The sequence below is a fragment of the uncultured Massilia sp. genome, assembly GCF_913773735.1.
In the GTDB taxonomy this organism is placed as follows: domain Bacteria; phylum Pseudomonadota; class Gammaproteobacteria; order Burkholderiales; family Burkholderiaceae_D; genus Telluria.
The window spans coordinates 1-21,397 of record NZ_CAJYEB010000051.1 but is presented as its reverse complement, the minus strand read 5'-3'; the positions used below and the strand labels follow the sequence as shown (position 1 = coordinate 21,397).

The following is a 21,397-nucleotide window of genomic DNA, read 5'->3' as shown; positions in this document are numbered from 1 at the left end:
TTTCATTTGCGCGTCCGGAGACACCATGAGCGACGAAAACCGCTTCATCGACATCGAAATCAAGCTGAGCGAGCAGGAAAACCTGGTCGACACGCTCAACCGCACCGTCTACGAGCAGGGCCGCCGCATCGACCAGCTGGAGGCGCTGGTCGCCAAGCTGGCCGAGCACGTGCGCACGCTGCGCGACAACGGCCAGGGGCCGGTCAACGAGCGCCCGCCGCACTATTGAGCAGCCGCTTCCGGGTGGCCGGGCAGCCGGGCAGGCGCCGGCCGGAAACGGCTGCCGGAGCGACCTGTTGACGAACGGGCAGCGCTGCGGCATCGTGCAGTCCTCGACAGCAAGGAACAGGACGCCATGACAACCAGCAGCGCCGCGCCGGCCGACGACACGCCGGTCCTCCACGACGCGCCGCTGCCGCCGATGTTCTACGTGGTGTCGCGGCGCAAGCTGGCGATCCTGTACCTGGCCACCTTCACCCTCTACACCTTCTACTGGTTCTACAAGCACTGGGACCTGTACAAGGGGCGGCATCCGCGCGCCAGCATGTTCGGCACCACGATCTGGCCGGTGCAGCGCGCGATCTTCCCGATGTTCTTCACGCATGCGCTGTTCGCCAGGGTGAAGGCGCACGGCCGCCACGTGCCGCGCGTCGCGCGCTGGCACAGCGGCTGGCACGCCACCGTCGCCGTCGCGTGGATGGTGCTGTCGGAAGTGATCGACCGCCTGGTCGGCGGCACGGCCGGCGACGTGGTGTCGATCGCCTGCATCTTCCCGCTGCTGTTCCTGCTGCTGCACGCCCAGCGCATGGTCAACCTGGCCTGCGGCGATCCGGACGGCCGCGCGAACGACCGGCTCACGGGCGCCAACAAGCTGTGGATCGGCCTCGGCGCGCTGGCTTGGCTGGTCGCCATCGCCGGCTTGGTCATGCCGGAAGCGGGGATGGGCGGGTGAGGAACGCGGGCCTGGATTGCGGCCGGGTACGCGCGCCGGCGCTTGTGCTAGAGTGCGTTTTTTGCAGGGATACATCATGAGCAACAACACCACCGGCCCGGAATTCTGGCATCGCGCCAATGCCCTCATCAACATCGCCAACGCGCAGTGCGATGCGGCGCATCCCAACGAGGTCGGCGCCTCGACCATGTTCGCCTCGGCGCGCTTCAACGCCTTCATCGTCGCCAAGACCACGGGCAGCGCACAGAACATGGCGCTCGAGAAGGAGCACGTGATGGCCTACCTGACCGACCAGTACCGCAAGATGCTGGAGGACAATCTCGACGACTTCGCCCGCAACTACGAACGCTACATGGCGGGCGACCAGCAACGCTGACGGGGACGCGCGACCATGCCCCCGTTTTCCGCCGCCCGGCGCTGCCTGGCCCTGGCCGCCGCCCTCGGCGCCTGTGCGGCCGCGCAGGGCACGGAGAACGATGAGTGGCGCGCCGCGGGCATCGAGGCGTTCCGGGCGGGAGACCATGCCACCGCCTACGCCAAGTGGCTTCCCGGGGCCTCCGGCGGCGACCCCGTGCAGCAGGAGCTGATCGCCGACCTCTTCCTGAAAGGGATCGAGGCGCGCCTCGCGGGGCGGCGGCGATGACGGGCAGCCATGAGGGCAAGCGCGGGATGTCCTTCGGGCGCCTGCTTCCCTATCTCGTCATCGCCTGGTGCCTGGGCTGGATGGGATACGGCTTCGCCAGCTATCCCTACGCACCCCTCAAGCCTTGCGGCCGCGACGTCTTCTGCGACAAGCGCAACAACGAATACACGCTGCGCGAGTACGAGGATTTCCGCTATTGGGAGACGGTGCTGTTCGTGTCCTGGCCGTTCGGCATGGTGGCCGGGTATGTGCTGAAAAAACGAAAGCAGTAAACGACGACAGGAACGGAAAGTCCCGCACGGCGATGGCTTCGCCGACCTGCCGCCGCCTGGTCACGGCGCCGGCGCCGATGCCCGGCCGGTGGCCGTTACCGGGCACAGCCTGAACGGATACGATTCGTCGCCGACGGCGGCCGGATAGGCCTGGCAGCCGGCTTCGTCGATTGCCAGGCCGTAGCGGCCCAGGTTGTCGCGCGCCGCCTGCATGACGGTGCGGTCCCGGGCCGCCAGGTCCACCGCATAGCGCGCCTGCAGTTCGATCGTGCACTGGCGTCCTTTCTGTTCCAGGGGTTTCACCTGCACCTGGAAGCGCACCCGCTGCAGCAGGCGGTCGAGGCGCGCGCAGCTGTTGGCATCGGCCGTCAGGCCCAGCATGTCGACCAGTTCCTGTTTGCGGCGCAGGCTGCTTTCCTTTTCATTCTTCGCCAGCGCCAGCATCACGTAATGCGGTCCCTGGCGCTCGGCGATGGCGGACTGGATGCGTTCCAGGTAGGCCGGCGATTCTGGGAAACCCGAACCCAGCGCCACGACGCGCACGTCGGCCGGGAAGAAGTTGGCCAGCCAGCCCATGGGCGGATGGGCATGAGCGGTGAAGACGATCGTCGACGCGGGGCGGGCGAACGGGGGCAACTGGGCGCTGAAGCCCGTGGCCGTCCAGCCCGCGTGACCCCAGGTCATGAACGGGAACACGACCACCGTGGTGGCGGCCAGCAGCCAGCCGGCCAAGCGCGCCGCAACCGGGCGCTGGATGATGCGCCCGACCAGGATCCAGGCCATCAGCGGCGCCAGCAGTTCGAGCGGGACCAGGTAGCGGTAGATGCCGAACACCTTCATCCAGGCCAGGTAGGCGACCAGGCCGAACGCGAGCAGGAAGCGGGCGGGCGCCGACAGGGGCGCCTGCACCCGCTTGCCGCCGAAGCGCTCGGCCAGCCAGGTGAGCGCGAACACGATCGCCAGCCCGTACAGCACCGGCAGGATTGCCTGCTTCAGAATGATTTCCGATACGCGCAGGAAGTTCCTGGTGAAGACGAAGGGCCAGAACAGCGCTTCCAGCACACCATGCGGCATATGGAAGTTGTCGATGATGCCGAACTGTTGAGCCAGGGGACTGCGGAATACGTTGTTAAACTGCGGGAACAGTGGGTTGCCGAAGCGTTCCCACATGGCGAGCCACCACCAGCCCGCAGTCGCCAGCATGCCCGCCACGATCGCGCAACCGCTCGCGAAGGCCGCGCCCAGGCGCACGCCGAACGATGCGGGCAGTGCCAGCAGGGCCACGCACAGGGCCGCGGCATACGTGACGTTGGTCGGCTTCAGGCCCGCACCCAGGCCCATGACGAAGCCGGCCAGCAGCACGGTCTTCACGGCTTGTGCCGACCAGGCCGGCAAGTGCGCCCAGCCGCGCAGCACAAGATACACCGAGGACAGCGTCAGCAGCGCCGTCATGTTATCGCCCATGGAATTGCCCAGCTCCGACAGGAAGCCGGCGCCGCACATGCCGACCGCGGCCAGCAGCAACGGCAGGCGCGCATTGCCGGCCGCGTGGCCGAGCACCCTGCGGGCGATGGCCAGCAGCAGAATGAAATTCAGGCCGTGCAGCCAGCCCATCACGAAGCCGACGGCCGGCGCGGGCAGCCAGGCATTGAGCAGGTAATAGGGCAGGTCGAGCAGCGGATTGAAATAGCTTTGCCACTGGCCGGGCGCCATGTCGATGGCGATGCGGCCGTGCAGCAGGGCGTGCGGGTTGTACCAGTGGTAGTTCTTCAAGTCCCAGTTGTCGTCCTGGCCCAGGCAGACCGAAAGCAGGCCGAACAGCACGGGCACGATGCAGACGGCAAGGAACGGCGCGCGCGGATGGGAAAGAACGGCCGTGCGGCGCTGGAACCAGCTTTCCACGGCGGCGAGGGGATTCTTCAGGAAACGCATGATGATCTTTCAGGACTTGAAGATGAACAGCTTGGCGCTGGCGAAATTGACGACCAGCCCCGCGGCGGAGCCGCATCCGACCGCCAGGCCGGGCGCCCACCAGGCGGCCGGCAGCAGCGACAAGGCCAGGCTATAAACGAGGAAATTGATCAGCATCCCACCCGTCATGCTGGCCAGGTAGCGCCACCATTCGCGCCAGGGAGAGGCGGTGGCGGCAAAGGTGAAACGCCGGTTGAAGCGCCAGGTCGAATAGGCCGCCGCCACGAAGGACAGCAGGCGCCCGAGGATCCAGCCGGCGCCCAGCGCCATCGCGCCATACAGCACGCCGACGTCGACCACGAAGCCGAGGGCGCCCGCGAGCGCGAAGCTGCCCAGCTGGCGCAAGGCCTCATGCATCCTTGCCGCCGACGTCGAACGCGGGGACGGCGAGATAGGAAAAACGTTTCTGCTCGATGCGCGACTTGGTCACGGCATCGAGGATGATGCCGCAGGCCAGCAGCACCACCCCGAACAGCATCAGCGCCACGCACAGCACGGCCGTCGGCAGGCGCGGCACCAGGCCCGTTTCCAGGTAAGTGGCGAACAGCGGGATGGCCAGGTCGATCGACGCCAGCGCGAACACGGCGAAGGCGATCGAATAGAAGCCCAGCGGCTTTTCCGACTTGAACAGGCGCAGGATGGTGAGCAGGATGCGCACGCCGTCGCGATAGGTGCTGAGCTTGCTGACCGAGCCTTCCGGGCGCGACCCGTACACCGTTTCCACCTCGGCGACCGGCATGCGCAGCTCCAGCGCGTGCACCGTCAGTTCCGTCTCGATCTCGAATCCGGACGAATGCGCGGCGAACGATTTCACGTAGCGGCGCGAGAACACGCGGTAGCCGGACAGGATGTCGGTGAAGGTGCGGCCGAAGATGATGGACAGGAAGCCGGTGAGCATCGTGTTGCCGGCGCGGTGGCCGAAACGGTAGGCGGCCTGCTCGGTGCTGACACGTGCGCCCACCACCATGTCGAGGTTGTCGCGCACCAGCTTGTCGACCAGGCGCGGCGCGGCGCCCGCATCATAGGTGCCGTCGCCGTCGATCATGATATAGGCATCGGCCTCGACGTCGGCGAACATGCGCCGCACCACGCTGCCCTTGCCCTGCATGGTCACGGTACGCACGATCGCACCGGCGTCGCGCGCGACGCGGGTCGTATCGTCGGTCGAATTATTGTCGAACACATAGATGCGGGCATGCGGCAGGTGGGTGCGGAAATCGCGGACGATCTGGGCGATGGTCAGCGCCTCGTTATAGCAGGGTACGATGACGGCGACGCGCGGCGCATCGGACGGCGCGTCGTGGCCGGAAAGGGACAGCGGGTCGGGATGGGCGCTCATGGAACCGTTCGTTTCTTCAGCAATTGCTCGACCGGAGATTATAGCCGCTCCGCGTGACATGTTGCCGTTAAGATATTTACATATTACTCTCACAAGGCGGTGTAACGGCGACCTCACGAGGGCGTTGCCGTCCAAGCGTTTCCGGCATGATCCGGCCACAATCGACGACTTCCTTCATCAAGCGTGACCTATGGGCAAAAGCAGGCTCGAAGCCTTCAGCGACGGCGTCATCGCCATCGCCATTACGATCATGGTGCTCGAACTCAAGGTGCCGCACGGCGCCCAGTTCCGCGACCTGTTGCCGCTGTGGCCCCTGTTCCTGGGCTATGTGCTGAGCTATGTGTACGTCGGCATCTACTGGGTCAACCACCATCACCTGCTGCAGGCCGTGCAGGAAGTCAGCGGCGGCATCCTGTGGGCCAATCTGCACCTGCTGTTCTGGCTCTCGCTGATCCCGTTCGTGACCAACTGGATGGGGGAGAACAACTTCCAGACCTGGCCCACGGTGGCCTACGGCATCGTGCTCGTGATGTCGTCGATCGCGTATTCGATCCTGGTGCGCTCGCTCGTGTTCCGCCATCCGAAGAATGCCGCGCTGGCGCGGGCGCTGGGCCGGGACTGGAAGGGCAAGCTGTCGATCGCGCTGTATCTCGTCGGCGTGGTCGCGTCCTGCGCGCATCCGGGCATCGGTTTCCTCGTGTATGCGATCGTCGCCGTGGTCTGGCTGGTGCCGGACCGGCGCATCGAGCGCGGGATGGCCGACGATGGCGAAGCGCCCTGATGCCGGAATAGTTGCGTTGACACATCATGCGACGGCCCTGCCTTGAGGTCGTCAATACGGCGTGAAATAATGGTAATTTCCTTGCGGCACAACGTGTCGTATCGCCAACCTGCCAGCCACCGCCATGGTCATCAACGCCCAAGACTACTTCCGCATCGTCCGCACCACGACGACGACCACCACCAGCAACCTGGCCCAGGCCGTGCCGGAAGTCGTCGATGCCAACCGCGACGGCATTCCCGACATCCTGGTGTTCGGCGCCTACTACCCCTTCCTCGGCGCCAATCCGGTCGGCCAGCCGGCCGTGCTGATGCTGGGCAAGGGCGACGGCACCTACACGCCGGCGCCGGAACTGCTGCCGTCCACGTTCTCCACCCTCCATCCGCGCGAGATCGTGCAGGCGGATTTCAACGAGGACGGCGTGCCCGACCTGTACGTGGCCGGCCATGGCTACGATACCCATCCGTTCCCGGGCGAGCAGAATCACCTGCTGCTCGGCAAGGCCGGCGGCGGCTACGTCGATGCCACGGCCAGCCTGCCGCAGGTGGCCGACTTCACGCACAGCGCCGCAACGGGCGACATCAATGGCGACGGCCACCTCGACCTGTTCGTCGGCAACCTGAGCAGCCAGGCCAGCCCGGCCGAATCCTATGTGCTGCTCGGCGACGGCAAGGGCGGGTTCACGAAGACGGATGCCGGGCTGCCGCTGCAGGCCGGCGGCCTGCTGAACCGCGCCAGCGGCAATATCGGGGTGACGGCCTCGCTGCTCGCCGACCTGAACGGCGACGGCCGCCTCGACCTGGTGCTGGGCAACGACGGCAATACCTATAACAAGGAACACCGCTCGCTGGTGTTCTGGAACACCGGCAGCGGCTACAGCGCCGGCGCCATGACCTACCTGCCGCAGGGCTATTTCGGCGATACGCAGATCGTGCACGACATCGCCGCCATGGACATCGACGGCGACGGCGACCGCGACCTGCTGGTGCTGACGTCGGAATCGACGCCCAGCGATGCCTATGCCGACGGCTGGGCGCTGGACGTGCTGCGCAACGACGGCGGCACCTTCGTGCGCGACACGCAGGCGCACGTCGCGGCCCAGGACAGCCACGAGGGCCTGCCGGGCGAGAACAGCAAGGTCGGCGCCGGCGAATTCATCCGCCTGATGGACGTGAACGGCGACGGCAGCCTGGACATCGTGATCAACCAGTTCATGAACAACCTGCCGGGCGCGAACACCCCGATCGTCTGGACCAACGACGGCTTCGGCCACTTCGAGGTGGCGCTGCGCGCCGGCCAGCTGAACGCGCTGGCCGGCGACCAGTATTTCATGAACGTGCTGACCCTGCCGGTGATGACGGCGAACGGCCTGGGCTTCACGTCGATCAACGTCAACGGCAACACGATCTACCAGACCACGGCCCAGGCCACGCAGGCGCTGCCGGGTCCGGCGCGGATTACCGCCACGGCCGCCAACGACCGCATCGTGCAGAACAAGCTCGACAACACGATCGACGGTGGCGCCGGCCTGGACAAGGTGGTGTACGGGAAGGGCGCCGCGTCGTATGCCGTCAGCGTCGACAAGGGGACGATCACGGTGCGCGACCTGGCGGGCGCGGACGGCACCGATACCCTGGCCAACGTCGAGCGCCTGGCGTTCGCCGACGGCGGCATGGCGTTCGACGTGGACGGCACCGGCGGCCAGGCCTACCGCGTCTACCAGGCCGTGCTCGGCCGCACGCCGGACAAGGCCGGGCTCGGCTTCTGGATGTCGATGATGGACCAGGGCGTGTCCCTGCTGGACGTCGCCAGGGGCTTCGTCGTGGCGCAGGAATTCAAGGACGTGTACGGCGCCAATCCGGGCAACCGCGAGATCGTCGGGAAGCTGTACGAGAACGTCCTGCACCGCCCCGGCGAGAAAGCGGGCATCGACTTCTGGACGGGTGTGCTCGACAGCAAGGCCGCCACGCTGGCCGAGGTCCTGGTCGGCTTCAGCGAAGGCCACGAGAACCAGGCGGCGCTGGTCGGCGTGCTTTCGAACGGCTTCGCGTTCACGCCCTACGGCGCGTGACGGCGCCTGTCTAGACAAGGGATGGCCGCCATTCCGGTGTAACGGTAGGGCAATATCCCTGCTATGATCTTGCGAGAACGATCCGCCGGGCCAGCCCCGGCGGCGTTCTTTCATGTCCGCACGTTGCGCGGCGCGCCTGCCGCCGCGCGCCGGGCGCCGCACAAGAAGAGACCGCGCCGTGCCACGAGCATGGTCCGGTCCGATCAACCTCCGGAGAGCTTCAGAATGCACCGTTCCCACTTCCTGGCCATCGCCGTTACCGCGGCTTGCGCCACCTTCGCCCATGCCGAACCGGCCTCGATGCTGCCGGCATCGAACCCGTTCGCCAAGCCGAGCACCCTGCCGTTCCAGTACCCGGCCTTCGACAAGATCAAGAACGAGGACTTCGCGCCGGCGTTCGCGGAAGGCATGCGCCAGCACGCGCTGGAGATCGACGCCATCGCCGATAACAAGGCCGCGCCGACCTTCGAGAACACCATCGTCGCGATGGAACGCGCGGGCCAGCTGCTGAACCGCGTCTCGACCGTGTTCTCGAGCCTGGTGGGCGCCAACACGAACGACACCCTGAATGCCCTGGACAAGGACCTGGCCCCGAAACTGGCGGCGCACAACGACCGGATCCGCCTGAACGAGACGCTGTACAAGCGCGTCCAGGCCCTGTACGACAAGCGCGACAAGCTGCGCCTCGATGCCGAATCGAAGTACCTGCTGGAGCGCTACCACACCGACTTCGTGCGCGCCGGCGCCAGGCTCTCCAGCGCCGACAAGGAAAAGCTGAAGGCCTACAACACGAAGATCGCCGCCCTGCAGACCCAGTTCAGCCAGAACGTGCTGAAGGAAGCGAATGCCTCGGCGCTGGTGGTCGATACCCGCGCCGAACTGGCCGGCATGTCGGACAAGGCGATCGACGTCGCCGCCGCCGAGGCGAAAAAGCGCGGCCTGGACGGCAAGTTCGTGATCCCGGTCGTGAACACCACCCAGCAGGCGCCGCTGTCGGTGCTGACCAACCGCGCCACCCGCGAAAAACTGCTGGCGACCTCGCTGGCGCGCGGCAGCCACGGCGGAGCGTACGACAACCGCAACGTGGTGCTGGACCTGGCCAGGGCGCGCGCGGAGCGCGCCGCGCTGCTGGGCTACCCGAGCCACGCCGCCTACATGCTGGAAGACCAGACCGCCAAGACCACCGGCGCCGTCAACAGCCTGCTGGCCGAATTCGCCAGGCCGGCCGTGAACAACGCGAAGAAAGAGGCGGCCGAGATCCAGAAGGCCATCGATGCCGACGGCAACGCATCGGGCAAGTTCCAGGCCGCCGCCTGGGACTGGAACTACTACAGCGACAAGGTGCGCCAGGCCCGCTACGCCTTCGACCAGAACCAGCTGCGCCCGTACTTCGAATTCAACCGCGTGCTGGTCGACGGCGTGTTCTTCGCTGCCACCAAGGAATACGGCATCACCTTCAAGGAACGCAAGGACCTGCCGGTCTACGATCCGGACGTGCGCGTGTTCGACGTGTTCGACGTCGACGGCAAGCAGCTGGCGATCTTCCTGCACGACCCGTATGCGCGCGCCAACAAGCGTGGCGGCGCGTGGATGAACGCCTACGTCGGCCAGAATGCGCTGCTGGGCACGCACCCGGTCATCGCCAACCACCTGAACATCCCGAAGCCGGCCGCCGGCGAGCCGACGCTGCTGACCTACGACGAAGTGCGCACGATGTTCCACGAATTCGGCCATGCGCTGCACGGCATGTTCTCGAACGTGAAATACCCGCGCTTCTCGGGCACCCGCGTGCCGCGCGACTACGTCGAGTTCCCGTCGCAGGTCAACGAGATGTGGATGGCCTGGCCGGAGGTTCTCTCCAATTATGCCAGGCACTACCAGACCGGCGCGCCGATGCCGAAGGAATTGCTGGACAAGGTGCAGGCGTCGAGCAAGTTCAACGAAGGCTATCGCACCACCGAGTACCTGGCCGCGTCGATCCTCGACCAGAGCTGGCACCAGCTCGGCGCCACCGCGATCCCGTCCGACGTGCTGGCGTTCGAGGCCGACGCGCTGCACAAGGCCGGCGTCGACTTCCCGCTGGTCCCGCCGCGCTACCGCACCACCTATTTCTCGCACGTGTTCTCGGGCGGCTACTCGGCCGGCTACTACGGCTACCTGTGGGCCGAGAAGCTGGACGCGGACACCGTCGAGTGGTTCAAGGAAAACGGCGGCCTGAGCCGCAAGAACGGCGACCGCTTCCGCCAGCTGCTGCTGTCGCGCGGCGGCACCATGGATGCGATGGAGATGTACCGCAACTTCCGCGGGCGCGATGCGAAGATCGAGCCGCTGCTGGAGCGGCGTGGGTTGACGGGGGAGTAACACCATCACACGTCGTCCCGGCGCAGGCCGGGATCCAATATCCCATGCGTGCCGGCCATGCATGCAAAATTGGGTCCTGGCCTGCGCCGGGACGACGCTGTTTGCGCGCCAATCCTGCCCCATCGGAGTTACACTTTGTCATAACATCATGACGTGAGAAAGCCATGCAAGCCGATAACAACGCAGACACCCTGAAAGCGCACCTGAAGACCCTGCACCGCAGCCTCAACGACAGCGGCAGCCAGGTCGACGAAGAATTGCAGATGCTGCTGCGCCAGCTCGACGGCGACATCAACCGTCTGCTGGAGCGCCGCGCCGAGGAAAACCTCGACGCCAACACCTATGGCCTGGCCTCGCGCAGCCAGGAGATCACGGCCCGCTTCGCGGCGAAGCACCCGACGCTGGAACCGGCGCTGCGCCAGCTCGGGAATATCCTGGCGAACATGGGAATCTGAATCCAGGATGCCACAAGCTATTGAAAACTAAGCCATTTTTCGGGGGTGGCGCAGCTCGGCAATCAGTTTTCCGGTAAAATGCCGGCCAATGAACTCCCCTGCCAACCTCTTCGCCAGCGTTCCCAAGCGCTCGAGCCGCGCCCCCGCCGCGCCCTTCCTGCCCATGTCCCGCGCCGAGATGGACAAGCTGGGCTGGGATTCGTGCGACATCATCCTGATCACGGGCGACGCCTACATCGACCACCCCAGCTTCGGCATGGCGTTGGTCGGCCGCCTGCTGGAAGCGCAGGGCTATCGCGTGGGCATCATCAGCCAGCCGGACTGGACGTCGGTGGAGCCGTTCCGCGCGCTGGGCAAGCCGAACCTGTACTGGGGCATCACGGCCGGCAACATGGATTCGATGGTCAACCGCTACACGGCCGACCGCAAGATCCGCTCGGACGACGCGTACACGCCGAACGGCGCGCCGAACAAGCGTCCGGACCGCGCCGTGACCGTCTACTGCCAGCGCGCCCGCGAAGCCTTCCCGGGCGTGCCGGTCATCGCCGGCAGCATCGAGGCTTCGCTGCGCCGCATCGCCCACTACGACTACTGGTCGGACAAGGTGCGCCGCTCGGTGCTGTTCGAATCGAAGGCCGACCTCGTCATCTTCGGCAACGCCGAACGCGCGCTGGTCGACGTCACGAAGCGCATCGCGGCCGGCGAAAGCATCAAGACCATCCGCGACCTGCGCGGCACCGCCTTCCTGGTGCCGCACGGCTGGCTGCCGGACGAGGAGTGGAGCGTCCACAATTCCACCCGCGTGGACGTGCCGGGCCGCATCGACAAGCAGCCGAACCCGTACGCGATGGCGCTGGAAGACCCGAACCAGTGCGCGCTCGACAACGCCGCGCCGGAACCGGTGGCCAAGCCCATCGTCATCATGACGCGCGAGCAGCGCCAGGCCGCCGCGCGCGAAAAGGCCGCCAAGACCGTGGTGCGCCTGCCGTCCTTCGAGACCGTCAGCGAGGATCCGGTGATGTACGCGCACGCCTCGCGCGTGTTCCACCTGGAATCGAATCCGGGCAATGCGCGCGCACTGGTGCAGCAGCACGGCGACCGCGACGTCTGGCTGAACCCGCCGCCGCTGCCGCTCGCGATGGACGAGATGGACAACGTCTACGACCTGTCCTACGCACGCGCGCCGCACCCGAGCTACGGCAAGGCCCATATCCCGGCCTGGGAAATGATCCGCTATTCGGTGAACATCATGCGCGGCTGCTTCGGCGGCTGCACCTTCTGCTCGATCACCGAGCACGAGGGCCGCATCATCCAGAGCCGCTCGGAACCGTCGATCCTGCGCGAGATCGAGCTGATCCGCGACACCACCAAGAACTTCGCCGGCACCATCACCGACCTGGGCGGCCCGACGGCGAACATGTACCGCCTGGCGTGCAAGGACAAGAAGATCGAGGAAACCTGCCGCCGGCTGTCGTGCGTCTACCCGACCATCTGCAGCAACCTGGGCACCGACCACAGCAAGCTGATCTCGCTGTACCGCAAGGCGCGCGCCATCCCCGGCATCAAGAAGATCCTGATCGGCTCGGGCCTGCGCTACGACCTGGCCGTGCGCTCGCCGGAGTATGTGAAGGAACTGGTCACGCACCACGTCGGCGGCCTGCTCAAGATCGCGCCGGAGCACACGGAGGAGGGCACGCTCTCCAAGATGATGAAGCCGGGCATCGGCGCCTACGACGAATTCAAGGCGCTGTTCGACAAGTACTCGAAAGAGGCGGGCAAGAAGCAATACCTGATCCCCTATTTCATCGCCGCCCACCCGGGTTCGACCGACGAGGACATGCTGAACCTGGCGCTGTGGCTGAAGAAGAATAATTTCCATCTCGACCAGGTGCAGACCTTCACGCCGACGCCGATGGCGATGGCGACGACCATGTACCACTCGGGCAAGAACCCGCTGCACAAGGTCGACGAGAACTCGGAAATCGTCAACACCGCCAAGAGCGGCAAGACGCGCAAGCTGCACAAAGCCTTCCTGCGCTACTACGATCCGGAGAACTGGCCGGTCCTGCGCGAGGGCCTCAAGCGCATGGGCCGCGCCGACCTGATCGGCAACAGCGAGCGCCACCTCGTGCCGGCTTCCGGTGGCGGGGACGAGGCCGCGCCGGCGCGCCAGGACCGCCAGCGGGTCGACGTGCCGAAGGGCCGCGTGATCGACGTGGCGCCGCGCCGCACGGCGGAGCGCCCGATGCGCGCCGGCGACCGCCCGCCGCCCGTGCGCGGCGAACGCCGCAACGAGCGCGTGCCGGCCACCACGCCGTTCATCGCGCCGCAGTCGAAGGTCAAGCCGTCGATCCTGTCGACGATCAAGTCCAAGCCCAGGGCCGGGCGCAAGTAAGGCGCCTGGCATTGACGAAAAAACCGGAGCCTGCTCCGGTTTTTTTATGGCGCTGTTCGCGTTAGTACGCCGTGTAGCGCAAGGATGCCCCCCCGCGTCACACCCGCAGGTCCGCGCTCGCCTGCTTCTCCCGCAACGCCTTGGCGTACCGGTGCCGCGCCCGCAGGCGCGGATTGGTCATCAGCAGTCCCAGCGTTTCGCCGATCACCATCACCACGCCCAGCAGCGGCAGCACCAGCATCAGGCCGGCCACGCCCGACAGGGCGCCGCCCACGAAGATCATCAGCACCGTCACCAGCGGGTGGATGTGCAGGCTGCGGCCCAGGGTCAGCGGCATGAACACGAAGTCGTCGAGCAGGCGCGCGAGGATGAAGACGACGATGGCGCCGTAGGCCACCAGCGGGTTGGCCGGGGCGTCGGTGGCGGCCACGATGACGACCATCAGGCAGCCGACCACCGAGCCGACGAACGGCACCCAGGCCAGGATGGCCGAGATGAAGCCCAGCAGCAGCGGCGACGACACGCCGATCACCCACAGGCCGAGGGCCAGCACGATGGTGTCGAGGATGGTCAGCTTGAGCAGGCCCTCGAAGTAGCGGCGCGCGGTCTGGTCGACCTGGTGCAGCAGGAACAGCGTGCGCTCGAAATAGGCGTTCGGCACGGCGCGCGCCAGGAATTTCTTGAAGCGCAGGCTGTCGCGCAGGAAGAAAAAGGCGAGGAAGGGCGCCAGCAGCAGCGAAGGCAGCCAGCCGGCGGCCGTCACGACGATGGTGGTCAGGTAGCGCTGGGCGAAGTCGTCGGTGAAGGCGGAGAATTCGCGGTTCACCACGGCGGTGAGGTGCATCTCGGCCAGGATCGGGAACTTCGCTTCCAGCAGCGCCATCGTGGTGCGCACGAAGGCCACGCCGCCGTCCAGGTAGCGCGCGCCGGTCTCGTGCCAGCCGCCGCCGTCGCCGGGGTCGGCGCTCCAGGACAGCGCCGCCATCGCCACCAGGCCGGCGGCGCCGAAGAAGCCGATCGAGACCAGCGTGGACGAGACGTTGCGGGTGAAGCCGGCGCGCAGCAGGCGCTGCATCGGACCCAGCAGCATGTAATAGATGACGGTGCCGAAGACGAAGGGCAGCACCAGCCACAGCATGTGCTCGAGCAGCACCAGCAGCAGGCAGGTGACGGCCACGATGCCGGTCCAGACCACGGGACCGGCGCGCTCCTGGCGCATCGCGGCGACGCCGGCGTCCGGGCCGCCGATCACAATGCCTCCACGTGGGCGCGCCCGTCGATCTGCAGGCGCATGCGCTGGCCGATGTGGCGCGCCAGCGCCAGCGAGATCTTGTAGCCGATCACGGCGTCGGTTTCCATCAGCGCCAGGAAGTCGTCGCGGAAGAACACGGCCAGTTCGCAGGCGTCGAGCGCGCGCGCCTGGGCGCTGCGCGGCGAGTTGTCGAGCAGCGCCAGGTCGCCGAAGAAGCTGCCCGGCTCGAGGTCGGTCACGAACTGGCGCTTGCCGTGCAGCTCGCGGCTGATGCGCACGCGCCCGCCCATCACCAGGTACAGCGCCTGCCCTTCCTCTCCCTCGTCGAAGATGATTTCGTCCGGCAGGTAGCGGCGCTCGTGCATCAATCCATCCACGAACTTGATCTCGAGGGGCTTGAGGGAGCGGAACAGCTGCGTGCCCTGCAACCGGCGCTGGCGCGGCGACAGGGACGGCGATTTCAGGAAACCAAAGATCACGACGACTCCAGGAACACAGCCAGATTGGCTGCTTGTCAATTATGGTCGATGTCGGCGGATCGGCGCAGCAAACACGACGGCAAAATGCGCGGATGCCACACATCGGCCGCGCCTGGCGCTGGCGGCGCGTGGCGGCACACCGTCCGGCGCGCGACATCGTGCGTGCACAAACGCGGAATCTGTGTAATATAGTTCCCTTAGGGAAATAAATATTGCATGAATAACACTGAGGACGCGTCCTCCCCCTTCTCCGAGAGACCGGATTGATCGACATCCAGACCTTCATGCTCGCGCTCGGCGCCGGCAACATCGCATTCGCCCTGCTGATGGCGGGCTACATGCGCAGCGCGCCGCCGGACCGCAGCCTGAACGCCTGGATGTGGGCGCGCCTGGCGACGGGCGTGGCCCAGACCAGCGCCTGGCTCGCCCCCTACTTCGGGCGCGCGGCGCTGGTCGATTTCGCCAGCTTCGCGTGGATCGCCGGCACCGCGCTGGAAATGGCGGCCTACTGCATGTTCTTCGGCTTCCGGCGCTGGCGGCTGGTGCTGTATCCGGCCGCCGCCGTCGCGCTGCTGGCGGTGGCCGGCGCCATCGCCGCCGGCGCCACGCGCCAGCAGATGGCCTGGGTGGTCGCCGTGCTGGTCGCGCTGTTCGCCTCGGCGTCCGCGATGATCCTGCTGCGGCCGCAGAAGGATGCGCCGCCGGTGCAGCGCATCATCGGCACCGTCGACGCCATGTTCGCGCTGGCGATCTGGATCTGGATGGCGGTCGCGAACGGCCGCATGGGCAATTTCAACGCGAGTCCCATCCTCGGCTTCGCCTACCTGTCCAGCTACCTCCTGATGATCGTGAACGGCTTCGGCTTCCTGCTGCTGTGCAAGATGCGGGACGATGCCGGCATGCGCCGCCTGGCCACGATCGACGGCCTGACCGATACCCTCAACCGCCGCGCCTTCTTCGAGCGGGCCGACGGCGCGCGCCTGCTGGCGCTGCGCATGCGCAAGCCGATCGCGCTGGCGATGCTCGACCTCGACCACTTCAAGCAGCTCAACGACGGCTTCGGCCATGCCTGCGGCGACGAGGCCCTGCGCGTGTTCGCCGCCACCGCGCGCGGCCTGCTGCGCGAGCACGACCTGATGGGCCGCCTGGGCGGCGAGGAATTCGCGCTGGCGCTGCCGGGCGTCGGCCTGGACGGCGCGCTCAAGGCCGCCGAGCGCCTGCGCCTGGCCGTGACCGAAGCGGCGTTGCCGTCCTGCGCGGCCGGCTACCGGATGACGGTCAGCATCGGCGTCGTCGTCATCGAACCGAACGAGGAACTGACCGCCGCGCTGGCGCGCGCGGACCATGCGCTGTACGCGGCCAAGACCGGCGGGCGCAACCGCGTCGAGGTCGGGCCGGCCCTGCTCAAGCGCGCCTGACCCTCACAACGCGCCCGGGTAGCCGTCCAGGTCGAGCGTCGCGGTCGGCGCGATGCGCGGCGCCAGGTGGCTGGTCAGCACGATGGCGCCGTCCTCCTCCTGCACGTGGCGCGCCGCGCGCCGTGCCAGCAGGTCTTCCAGCACGGCCACCGCCTGCGCGTCGAGGCCGTTGAACGGCTCGTCGACCAGCAGCAGGCGCACCGGCAGCGCCAGGGCCAGCGCCAGCTGCAGCTTCTTGTACTGGCCGAGCGACAGTCCCGTCACCGGCTGGCCGCCGATGGCGCCGATGCCGAAGGCGTCCAGGTGCGCATGCAGGGCGGCGCGGTCGGCGTCCGGGTACAGCGACAGGTGCAGGTCCAGCCACTCGTGCGCCGCCAGCCAGTCCAGCGCCGGCGCTTCGCCGCCGCAGTAGAAGCACAGGCGGCGGTAGGCCAGCGCATCGCGGCGGCTGTCGACACCGGCGACGCGGATGTCGCCCTTGCCCGGCGCCAGCGCGCCGCCGAGCAGCTTGAGCAGCGTGGTCTTGCCGCGCCCGTTGCGGCCGCGCAGCCAGGTCAGGCCGGGCGCGATGCGCAGGTCCAGGCCGAGGAACACGCTGCGCGTGCTGAAGTGGAAGTCGACGCCGTCGACTTCGGCGATGCAGTGCCGCTTCAATGCCATACCTTGCTTCCGACGGCGCACAGGACCACGATGCATAGTGCGACCAGCGCCATCCGGCCGCGTGCGGTGAGGGGAGGGGTGAGGACCAGCAGCGCCGGCGCCAGGCAGGCCAGCAGCAGCCACAGGCGCCCGGCGCCACCGTGCCAGGCGCCGCGGGCCGCGCCGGCGACGCCGGCCACGGACAGGACGGCGGCCAGCGCCAGCAGCAGCAGGGCGCGCGCACGCCGCACCAGCGCGCCGGCATCGAGCGGCCAGCCGGCGGCCAGCAGGCGCACCCGGTCGGCCTGGGCGCGCAGGACGGTGTCGGCATCGTGCGCCAGCAGCACCAGCAGGACGCTGGTGGCGATGGCGCCGGCCGTGCGCGGCAGCGGCGCCGCCATCCAGGCCAGGAAGGCGGCGCCGGTGGCCGCGAGCAGCACGGCCTGGCGCGCTCCGGCGAGGCTGCCGTTGCGCCAGAGCGGCAGCCAGAACAGCTGGCGCCAGACATACATGACGCCGTGGCGCGGGCGCGCCGTCCAGGTCGCGTCCGGCACGGCCCGGGGCGGCGCGCGCCGGGGACGCGGCGGCCCGCCGGCGCTGGCCAGCAGCCAGGTGGCGCAGGCCCAGGTCAGCAGCAGGGACAGCGCGGTGCCGGCCGGCGCCCGCCGCGGTGCCAGCCAGGCGGGATGCTGGCCGCTCCAGATCGCCAGCGACGCCAGGTAGGCCAGCGCCAGCGGCAGCACGAGGACGGCGGCCACCGCCGCGCCGGCCTGCCATTCGAGCCGCGCCGGCACCGGCAGCGGCTGCAGCCAGGCGCGCACGCCGGCCGGCACGATCCGGGGCCGCAGCAGCGCCACGGGCAGGCTCATCGCCGCGCCGTGCAGCAGCAGCAGGGGCAGGGCGAGGGGCAGGGGCTGCGATGCCGCCAGCATGGCCGGCAGGGCGGCGAAGGCGAGCAGGCCGACGACGGCGGGACCGAGCACCACCACCACGATCTCGGCCGAGCCGCGCAGGCGCGCGGCCAGTTGCGCCACGGCGTGGCGGGCGAGCCTGGTGCGAAAACGGATATAGGGATGGATCATCGATAGAATGAGCGCGAACGAAAAAGGGTCCGACGAATCGGACCCTTTTTCTTGATGCTGGCGGAGCGGACGGGGCTCGCCCACGTTCCGCGGGCCGCGGAATCGCTGGCAAGCGATTCCCTTCGACCCCCAATACGTGTTCCCCGCAGGGGGAACACTGTTACATCGACATTCTGGCGGAGCGGACGGGGCTCGAACCCGCGACCCCCGGCGTGACAGGCCGGTATTCTAACCAACTGAACTACCGCTCCGTTTTACTCTGATCGGTGCTTCACTTGCAGGAAACCGCGATCTGGTGGGCGCTGAGAGGCTCGAACTCCCGACCTAATCCTTGTAAGGGATCCGCTCTACCAACTGAGCTAAGCGCCCTCTATTCCAGAGGTTTCTTGCCGACGTTTGTCATCACGTCCGAAGAGGTCCGCATCATAGCGTATCCGTTTCGAATCCTGCAAGGGATTTCTGGAAAAAAGCGAACGGCGACGTGGGCGCCGCCCCGGCAAGCGTTTTCGGCAAAGTGTTGTAAGCGTGCTTTATGACGGCCGACATATCTTGCATTAGCCGATACACCTGTTCGACAATGGCGTCTTTGGAAAGACGGCAACTTTTAGACATCAACAAGAAGATGCATCGTTGTCGTCGGATGCCCCCACGCCGGTCCTGGCGGCGAAGAGGAATGGCGGAGACACGCGACAGTTTTTTTACTCTTCCCTAGGAAAAACTCAATGATCAAGATGTCCAAGATGCACAAGCGCGTTCTTGCCGCGCATGGCGCGATGCTGGCCCTGTCCGCCCTGCCGGTCGCCGCCATGGCCCAGACCCAGGCAGCCCCGGAAACCGAGCTGCAGACCGTCACCGTGACCGCGCAGCGTCGTACCGAAAACATCAAGGAAGTGCCGGTGTCGGTGACCGCCATCAAGGGCGAGAAACTGGACGTGCTGGTGTCCGGCGGCGAAGACATCCGCCTGCTGGCCGGCAAGACCCCCAGCTTGAACGTTGAGTCTTCCAATGGCCGTACCTTCCCGCGCTTTTATATCCGCGGCTACGGCAACACCGACTTCTCGACCTTCGCGTCGCAGCCGGTCTCGCTGATCTACGACGACATCGTCCAGGAAAACCCGATCCTGAAGGGCTACCCGATCTTCGACCTGGCCGGCGTGGAAGTCCTGCGCGGCCCGCAGGGCACGCTGTTCGGCCGCAACACCCCGGCCGGCGTCGTGAAATTCGAATCCGAGAAGCCGAACCTGAAGAAGGTCGAAGGCTACTACAACCTGTCCTACGGCTCGCACGCCACCTCGAACGTCGAAGGCGCGGTCAACGTGCCGCTGTCGGACAAGTGGGCGATGCGCGTGTCGACCCTGCGCCAGCACCGCGACGGCTACATCGACAACTACAGCGACCTGGCCAAGACCCAGAAGACCGGTGAACTGGACGGCTACAACGAACACGCGGAGCGCGTGCAGTTCCTGTACACCCCGGACAGCACCTTCAGCGCCCTGTTCAACGTGCACCAGCGCACCACCTCGGGCAGCGCGCGCCTGTTCCGCGCCAACCTGATCAAGAAGGGCACCAACGACTTCGCCGACGGCACCGACCTCGACAGCATCGTCACCAACGCCCAGAACTTCCAGAACCTCAAGACCAACGGCGCCAACCTGCGCCTGTCCTGGGACCTGGGTCCGGTGCGCCTGTACTCGATCACCGGCTACGAGGCGGTCGACCAGTACCGCAGCCGCGGCGACATCGACGGCGGCATCCCGGCCGGCCCGGGCTTCATCCCGTTCCAGTCCGAGACCTCGGGCTTCATCGACGACCTGAAGCAGTACTCGCAGGAATTCCGCGTCGAGTCGAAGAACACCGGCCCGCTGAACTGGCAGGCCGGCGTGTATTACTTCAAGGAAGACGTGACCGGCGGCAGCGACGGCTACAACACCGCGGGCGTGCAGACCTCGCGCCAGGCGAGCGAGCAGAACAACAAGGCCTGGGCGGCGTTCGGCTCGGTGACCTATGAAGTGACGCCGGAATTCTCGGTGCGCGGCGGCCTGCGCTACACCGAAGACAAGAAGGACTTCGCCACCGTCACCGCGATCGGCTTCACCCCGGTGGGCCCGAACAGCGTCAGCGAGAGCAAGGACAAGGTCAACTGGGACCTGTCGGGCACCTACAAGCTGAACCGCGACGTCAACGTCTACGCCCGCGTGGCGACCGGCTTCCGCGCGCCGAGCATCGCCGCCGCCTCGACCTTCGCGCCGGTGGGCATCACCGTGGCCGACGCCGAGACCATCACCTCGTACGAAGCCGGCATCAAGGCCGACCTGTTCGAGCGCCGTGCCCGCACCAACTTCTCGGTGTACGACTACCGCATCAAGAACCAGCAGCTGACCGTGGTCGGCGGCAATGCCAACGTCACCAAGCTGATCAACGCCGCCAAGACCAACGGCCGCGGCGCCGAGTGGGACATCGAGGGCATCGTGACGCCGGACTTCCGCGTCGGCGCCAGCGCATCGTACAACTACACCCAGATCAAGGATCCGAGCCTGTCGGTCGCCAAGTGCGCCGCCTGCACGATCACCGATCCGGTCAACGCCGCCGGCAACGTCCTGATCGACGGCAACCCGCTGCCGCAGGCGCCGAAGTGGATCGCCAACGTCAACGCCCGCTACAGCATTCCTTACGGCGACGGCGAATTCTTCGCCTACACCGACTGGTCGTACCGCACGAAGATCAACTTCTTCCTGTACGAAGCCAAGGAATTCACCGGCAAGCCGCTGACCGAAGGCGGCCTGCGCCTGGGTTATGTCTGGGGCGGCGGCAAGTATGAAGTGGCCGCCTTCGGCCGCAACATCACCGACCAGCGCCGCATCACCGGCGCCATCGACTTCATCAACCTGACCGGCTTCGTCAACGAACCGCGCACCTACGGCGTGCAGTTCAAGGGCAATTTCTAATCAGGACGGGTAGGGTGGACAGCTTTGCTGTCCACGCGTTCAGGCGGCGTTTGAACGCGTGGACGGCGAGCCGTCCACCCTACCGTCGAAGTAGCATCCGACCGAAGGCCGCGAGCGATCGCGGCCTTTTTTATTGGCGCTGTTCGCGTTAATTAGGTTTCCTGTCCAGCTGCTTGCCGAACTGGACCGCTGCCCGCAAGAGCAGCGCCGGCGTCGTCAACCGCTTGTCGTCCAGCACCCGCTGCCAGCCCGAGTAGTCGATCAGGTAGCGGCTGGCCACGCCGCGAAAGCGCAGCAGCCAGGTCTTGAAGCGGCTGTGCCAGCCGTTCACGTTCTGCAGGT

General features: G+C 67.0%; 19 protein-coding genes, 2 tRNA genes and 1 pseudogene. 12 read left to right on the top strand and 10 right to left on the bottom strand.

The features are described from left to right. Positions 1-25: 25 nt before the first annotated feature. The 5 genes from QZ749_RS25470 to QZ749_RS25450 all read left to right on the top strand — a co-directional run bounded on the left by QZ749_RS25470 (position 26) and on the right by QZ749_RS25450 (position 1,867). On the top strand, positions 26-229 hold the full coding sequence (locus QZ749_RS25470; RefSeq protein WP_296953257.1) for a SlyX family protein: 204 nt from the start codon (positions 26-28) through the stop codon (positions 227-229). Positions 230-355: 126 nt separating this feature from the next. Beyond that, positions 356-952, top strand: coding sequence for a hypothetical protein (locus QZ749_RS25465; protein WP_296953255.1), 597 nt, complete (start codon positions 356-358; stop codon positions 950-952). 76 nt (positions 953-1,028) lie between these two features. Continuing rightward, positions 1,029-1,328 carry a DUF3144 domain-containing protein gene (locus tag QZ749_RS25460; RefSeq protein ID WP_296953253.1) on the top strand — a complete coding sequence of 100 codons (300 nt, stop codon included), beginning with the start codon at positions 1,029-1,031 and terminating at the stop codon, positions 1,326-1,328. A 15-nt stretch (positions 1,329-1,343) separates the two neighbouring features. Next, positions 1,344-1,595 (top strand): hypothetical protein, encoded by a 252-nt coding sequence (locus tag QZ749_RS25455; RefSeq protein WP_296953250.1) that lies wholly within the window; start codon positions 1,344-1,346, stop codon positions 1,593-1,595. Then, positions 1,592-1,867, top strand: a complete 276-nt coding sequence (locus QZ749_RS25450; RefSeq protein WP_296953248.1) for a hypothetical protein — start codon at positions 1,592-1,594, stop codon at positions 1,865-1,867. Before QZ749_RS25455 ends, QZ749_RS25450 begins: the two co-directional genes overlap by 4 nt. A 60-nt stretch (positions 1,868-1,927) precedes the next feature. Here QZ749_RS25450 and QZ749_RS25445 read toward each other — a convergent pair whose 3' ends face one another. The 3 genes from QZ749_RS25445 to QZ749_RS25435 are packed head-to-tail and all read right to left on the bottom strand — an operon-like array spanning position 1,928 to position 5,177. Then, the gene (locus QZ749_RS25445; RefSeq protein ID WP_296953245.1) at positions 1,928-3,799 is read right to left on the bottom strand and encodes a hypothetical protein; all 1,872 of its coding nucleotides are present in this window, start codon (positions 3,797-3,799) and stop codon (positions 1,928-1,930) included. Positions 3,800-3,808: 9 nt separating this feature from the next. Next, positions 3,809-4,195, bottom strand: a complete 387-nt coding sequence (locus QZ749_RS25440) for a GtrA family protein (RefSeq protein ID WP_296953244.1) — start codon at positions 4,193-4,195, stop codon at positions 3,809-3,811. Further along, positions 4,188-5,177: a glycosyltransferase gene (locus QZ749_RS25435; protein WP_296953242.1), complete on the bottom strand. Its 990-nt coding sequence runs from the start codon at positions 5,175-5,177 to the stop codon at positions 4,188-4,190. Before QZ749_RS25435 ends, QZ749_RS25440 begins: the two co-directional genes overlap by 8 nt. Before the next feature lie 190 nt (positions 5,178-5,367). Between QZ749_RS25435 and QZ749_RS25430 the strand changes: the two genes are divergently transcribed. The 5 genes from QZ749_RS25430 (at position 5,368) to QZ749_RS25410 (ending at position 13,240) form a co-directional block, all read left to right on the top strand. Beyond that, positions 5,368-5,958, top strand: a complete 591-nt coding sequence (locus QZ749_RS25430; protein WP_296953240.1) for a TMEM175 family protein — start codon at positions 5,368-5,370, stop codon at positions 5,956-5,958. Positions 5,959-6,082: 124 nt separating this feature from the next. Beyond that, complete coding sequence (locus tag QZ749_RS25425; RefSeq protein WP_296953238.1) at positions 6,083-8,029, top strand: FG-GAP-like repeat-containing protein; 1,947 nt, start codon at positions 6,083-6,085, stop codon at positions 8,027-8,029. Between the two features lie 225 nt (positions 8,030-8,254). After that, positions 8,255-10,390, top strand: a complete 2,136-nt coding sequence (locus QZ749_RS25420; RefSeq protein ID WP_296953236.1) for a M3 family metallopeptidase — start codon at positions 8,255-8,257, stop codon at positions 10,388-10,390. 164 nt (positions 10,391-10,554) lie between these two features. Beyond that, the gene (locus tag QZ749_RS25415; RefSeq protein ID WP_296953234.1) at positions 10,555-10,845 is read left to right on the top strand and encodes a DUF4404 family protein; all 291 of its coding nucleotides are present in this window, start codon (positions 10,555-10,557) and stop codon (positions 10,843-10,845) included. A 163-nt stretch (positions 10,846-11,008) separates the two neighbouring features. Further along, positions 11,009-13,240 (top strand): YgiQ family radical SAM protein, encoded by a 2,232-nt coding sequence (locus tag QZ749_RS25410; RefSeq protein ID WP_373896857.1) that lies wholly within the window; start codon positions 11,009-11,011, stop codon positions 13,238-13,240. A 97-nt stretch (positions 13,241-13,337) separates the two neighbouring features. On the opposite strand, the gene QZ749_RS25405 is transcribed toward QZ749_RS25410, so the two are convergent. Together QZ749_RS25405 and QZ749_RS25400 are read right to left on the bottom strand one after the other, a co-directional pair. Next, positions 13,338-14,459 (bottom strand): AI-2E family transporter, encoded by a 1,122-nt coding sequence (locus QZ749_RS25405; protein ID WP_296953287.1) that lies wholly within the window; start codon positions 14,457-14,459, stop codon positions 13,338-13,340. 29 nt (positions 14,460-14,488) lie between these two features. Beyond that, entirely contained in the window at positions 14,489-14,971 is a 483-nt protein-coding gene (locus QZ749_RS25400) for a cyclic nucleotide-binding domain-containing protein (RefSeq protein WP_296953230.1), read from the bottom strand. A 263-nt stretch (positions 14,972-15,234) separates the two neighbouring features. On the opposite strand from QZ749_RS25400, the gene QZ749_RS25395 reads away from it, so the two are divergent. Continuing rightward, positions 15,235-16,389, top strand: coding sequence for a diguanylate cyclase (locus tag QZ749_RS25395; protein ID WP_296953228.1), 1,155 nt, complete (start codon positions 15,235-15,237; stop codon positions 16,387-16,389). 3 nt (positions 16,390-16,392) lie between these two features. Here QZ749_RS25395 and QZ749_RS25390 read toward each other — a convergent pair whose 3' ends face one another. The 4 genes from QZ749_RS25390 to QZ749_RS25375 all read right to left on the bottom strand — a co-directional run bounded on the left by QZ749_RS25390 (position 16,393) and on the right by QZ749_RS25375 (position 18,479). Beyond that, positions 16,393-17,049: an ATP-binding cassette domain-containing protein gene (locus QZ749_RS25390; RefSeq protein WP_296953226.1), complete on the bottom strand. Its 657-nt coding sequence runs from the start codon at positions 17,047-17,049 to the stop codon at positions 16,393-16,395. Further along, positions 17,040-18,110 (bottom strand): hypothetical protein, encoded by a 1,071-nt coding sequence (locus QZ749_RS25385; protein WP_296953224.1) that lies wholly within the window; start codon positions 18,108-18,110, stop codon positions 17,040-17,042. Before QZ749_RS25385 ends, QZ749_RS25390 begins: the two co-directional genes overlap by 10 nt. 174 nt (positions 18,111-18,284) lie before the next feature. Then, positions 18,285-18,361 (bottom strand) — tRNA-Asp (locus QZ749_RS25380). Positions 18,362-18,403: 42 nt separating this feature from the next. Continuing rightward, a tRNA-Val gene (locus QZ749_RS25375) sits at positions 18,404-18,479 on the bottom strand. A 353-nt stretch (positions 18,480-18,832) separates the two neighbouring features. On the opposite strand from QZ749_RS25375, the gene QZ749_RS25370 reads away from it, so the two are divergent. Then, positions 18,833-21,055: a TonB-dependent receptor gene (locus QZ749_RS25370; RefSeq protein WP_296953222.1), complete on the top strand. Its 2,223-nt coding sequence runs from the start codon at positions 18,833-18,835 to the stop codon at positions 21,053-21,055. 148 nt (positions 21,056-21,203) lie between these two features. Here QZ749_RS25370 and QZ749_RS25365 read toward each other — a convergent pair. Continuing rightward, positions 21,204-21,397 (bottom strand): annotated as a pseudogene (locus tag QZ749_RS25365) (IS1595 family transposase); the annotation flags it as partial.

Bases quoted from the DNA above. Each gene is read 5' to 3' on its own strand.
- QZ749_RS25405 (WP_296953287.1), bottom strand. From the start codon at position 14,459: ATGCGCCAGGAGCGCGCCGGTCCCGTGGTCTGGACCGGCATCGTGGCC.
- QZ749_RS25445 (WP_296953245.1), bottom strand. From the start codon at position 3,799: ATGCGTTTCCTGAAGAATCCCCTCGCCGCCGTGGAAAGCTGGTTCCAG.
- QZ749_RS25470 (WP_296953257.1), top strand. From the start codon at position 26: ATGAGCGACGAAAACCGCTTCATCGACATCGAAATCAAGCTGAGCGAG.
- QZ749_RS25465 (WP_296953255.1), top strand. From the start codon at position 356: ATGACAACCAGCAGCGCCGCGCCGGCCGACGACACGCCGGTCCTCCAC.
- QZ749_RS25390 (WP_296953226.1), bottom strand. From the start codon at position 17,049: ATGGCATTGAAGCGGCACTGCATCGCCGAAGTCGACGGCGTCGACTTC.
- QZ749_RS25370 (WP_296953222.1), top strand. From the start codon at position 18,833: ATGATCAAGATGTCCAAGATGCACAAGCGCGTTCTTGCCGCGCATGGC.
- QZ749_RS25440 (WP_296953244.1), bottom strand. From the start codon at position 4,195: ATGCATGAGGCCTTGCGCCAGCTGGGCAGCTTCGCGCTCGCGGGCGCC.
- QZ749_RS25410 (WP_373896857.1), top strand. From the start codon at position 11,009: ATGTCCCGCGCCGAGATGGACAAGCTGGGCTGGGATTCGTGCGACATC.
- QZ749_RS25425 (WP_296953238.1), top strand. From the start codon at position 6,083: ATGGTCATCAACGCCCAAGACTACTTCCGCATCGTCCGCACCACGACG.
- QZ749_RS25385 (WP_296953224.1), bottom strand. From the start codon at position 18,110: ATGATCCATCCCTATATCCGTTTTCGCACCAGGCTCGCCCGCCACGCC.
- QZ749_RS25430 (WP_296953240.1), top strand. From the start codon at position 5,368: ATGGGCAAAAGCAGGCTCGAAGCCTTCAGCGACGGCGTCATCGCCATC.
- QZ749_RS25415 (WP_296953234.1), top strand. From the start codon at position 10,555: ATGCAAGCCGATAACAACGCAGACACCCTGAAAGCGCACCTGAAGACC.
- QZ749_RS25460 (WP_296953253.1), top strand. From the start codon at position 1,029: ATGAGCAACAACACCACCGGCCCGGAATTCTGGCATCGCGCCAATGCC.
- QZ749_RS25455 (WP_296953250.1), top strand. From the start codon at position 1,344: ATGCCCCCGTTTTCCGCCGCCCGGCGCTGCCTGGCCCTGGCCGCCGCC.
- QZ749_RS25420 (WP_296953236.1), top strand. From the start codon at position 8,255: ATGCACCGTTCCCACTTCCTGGCCATCGCCGTTACCGCGGCTTGCGCC.
- QZ749_RS25450 (WP_296953248.1), top strand. From the start codon at position 1,592: ATGACGGGCAGCCATGAGGGCAAGCGCGGGATGTCCTTCGGGCGCCTG.
- QZ749_RS25435 (WP_296953242.1), bottom strand. From the start codon at position 5,177: ATGAGCGCCCATCCCGACCCGCTGTCCCTTTCCGGCCACGACGCGCCG.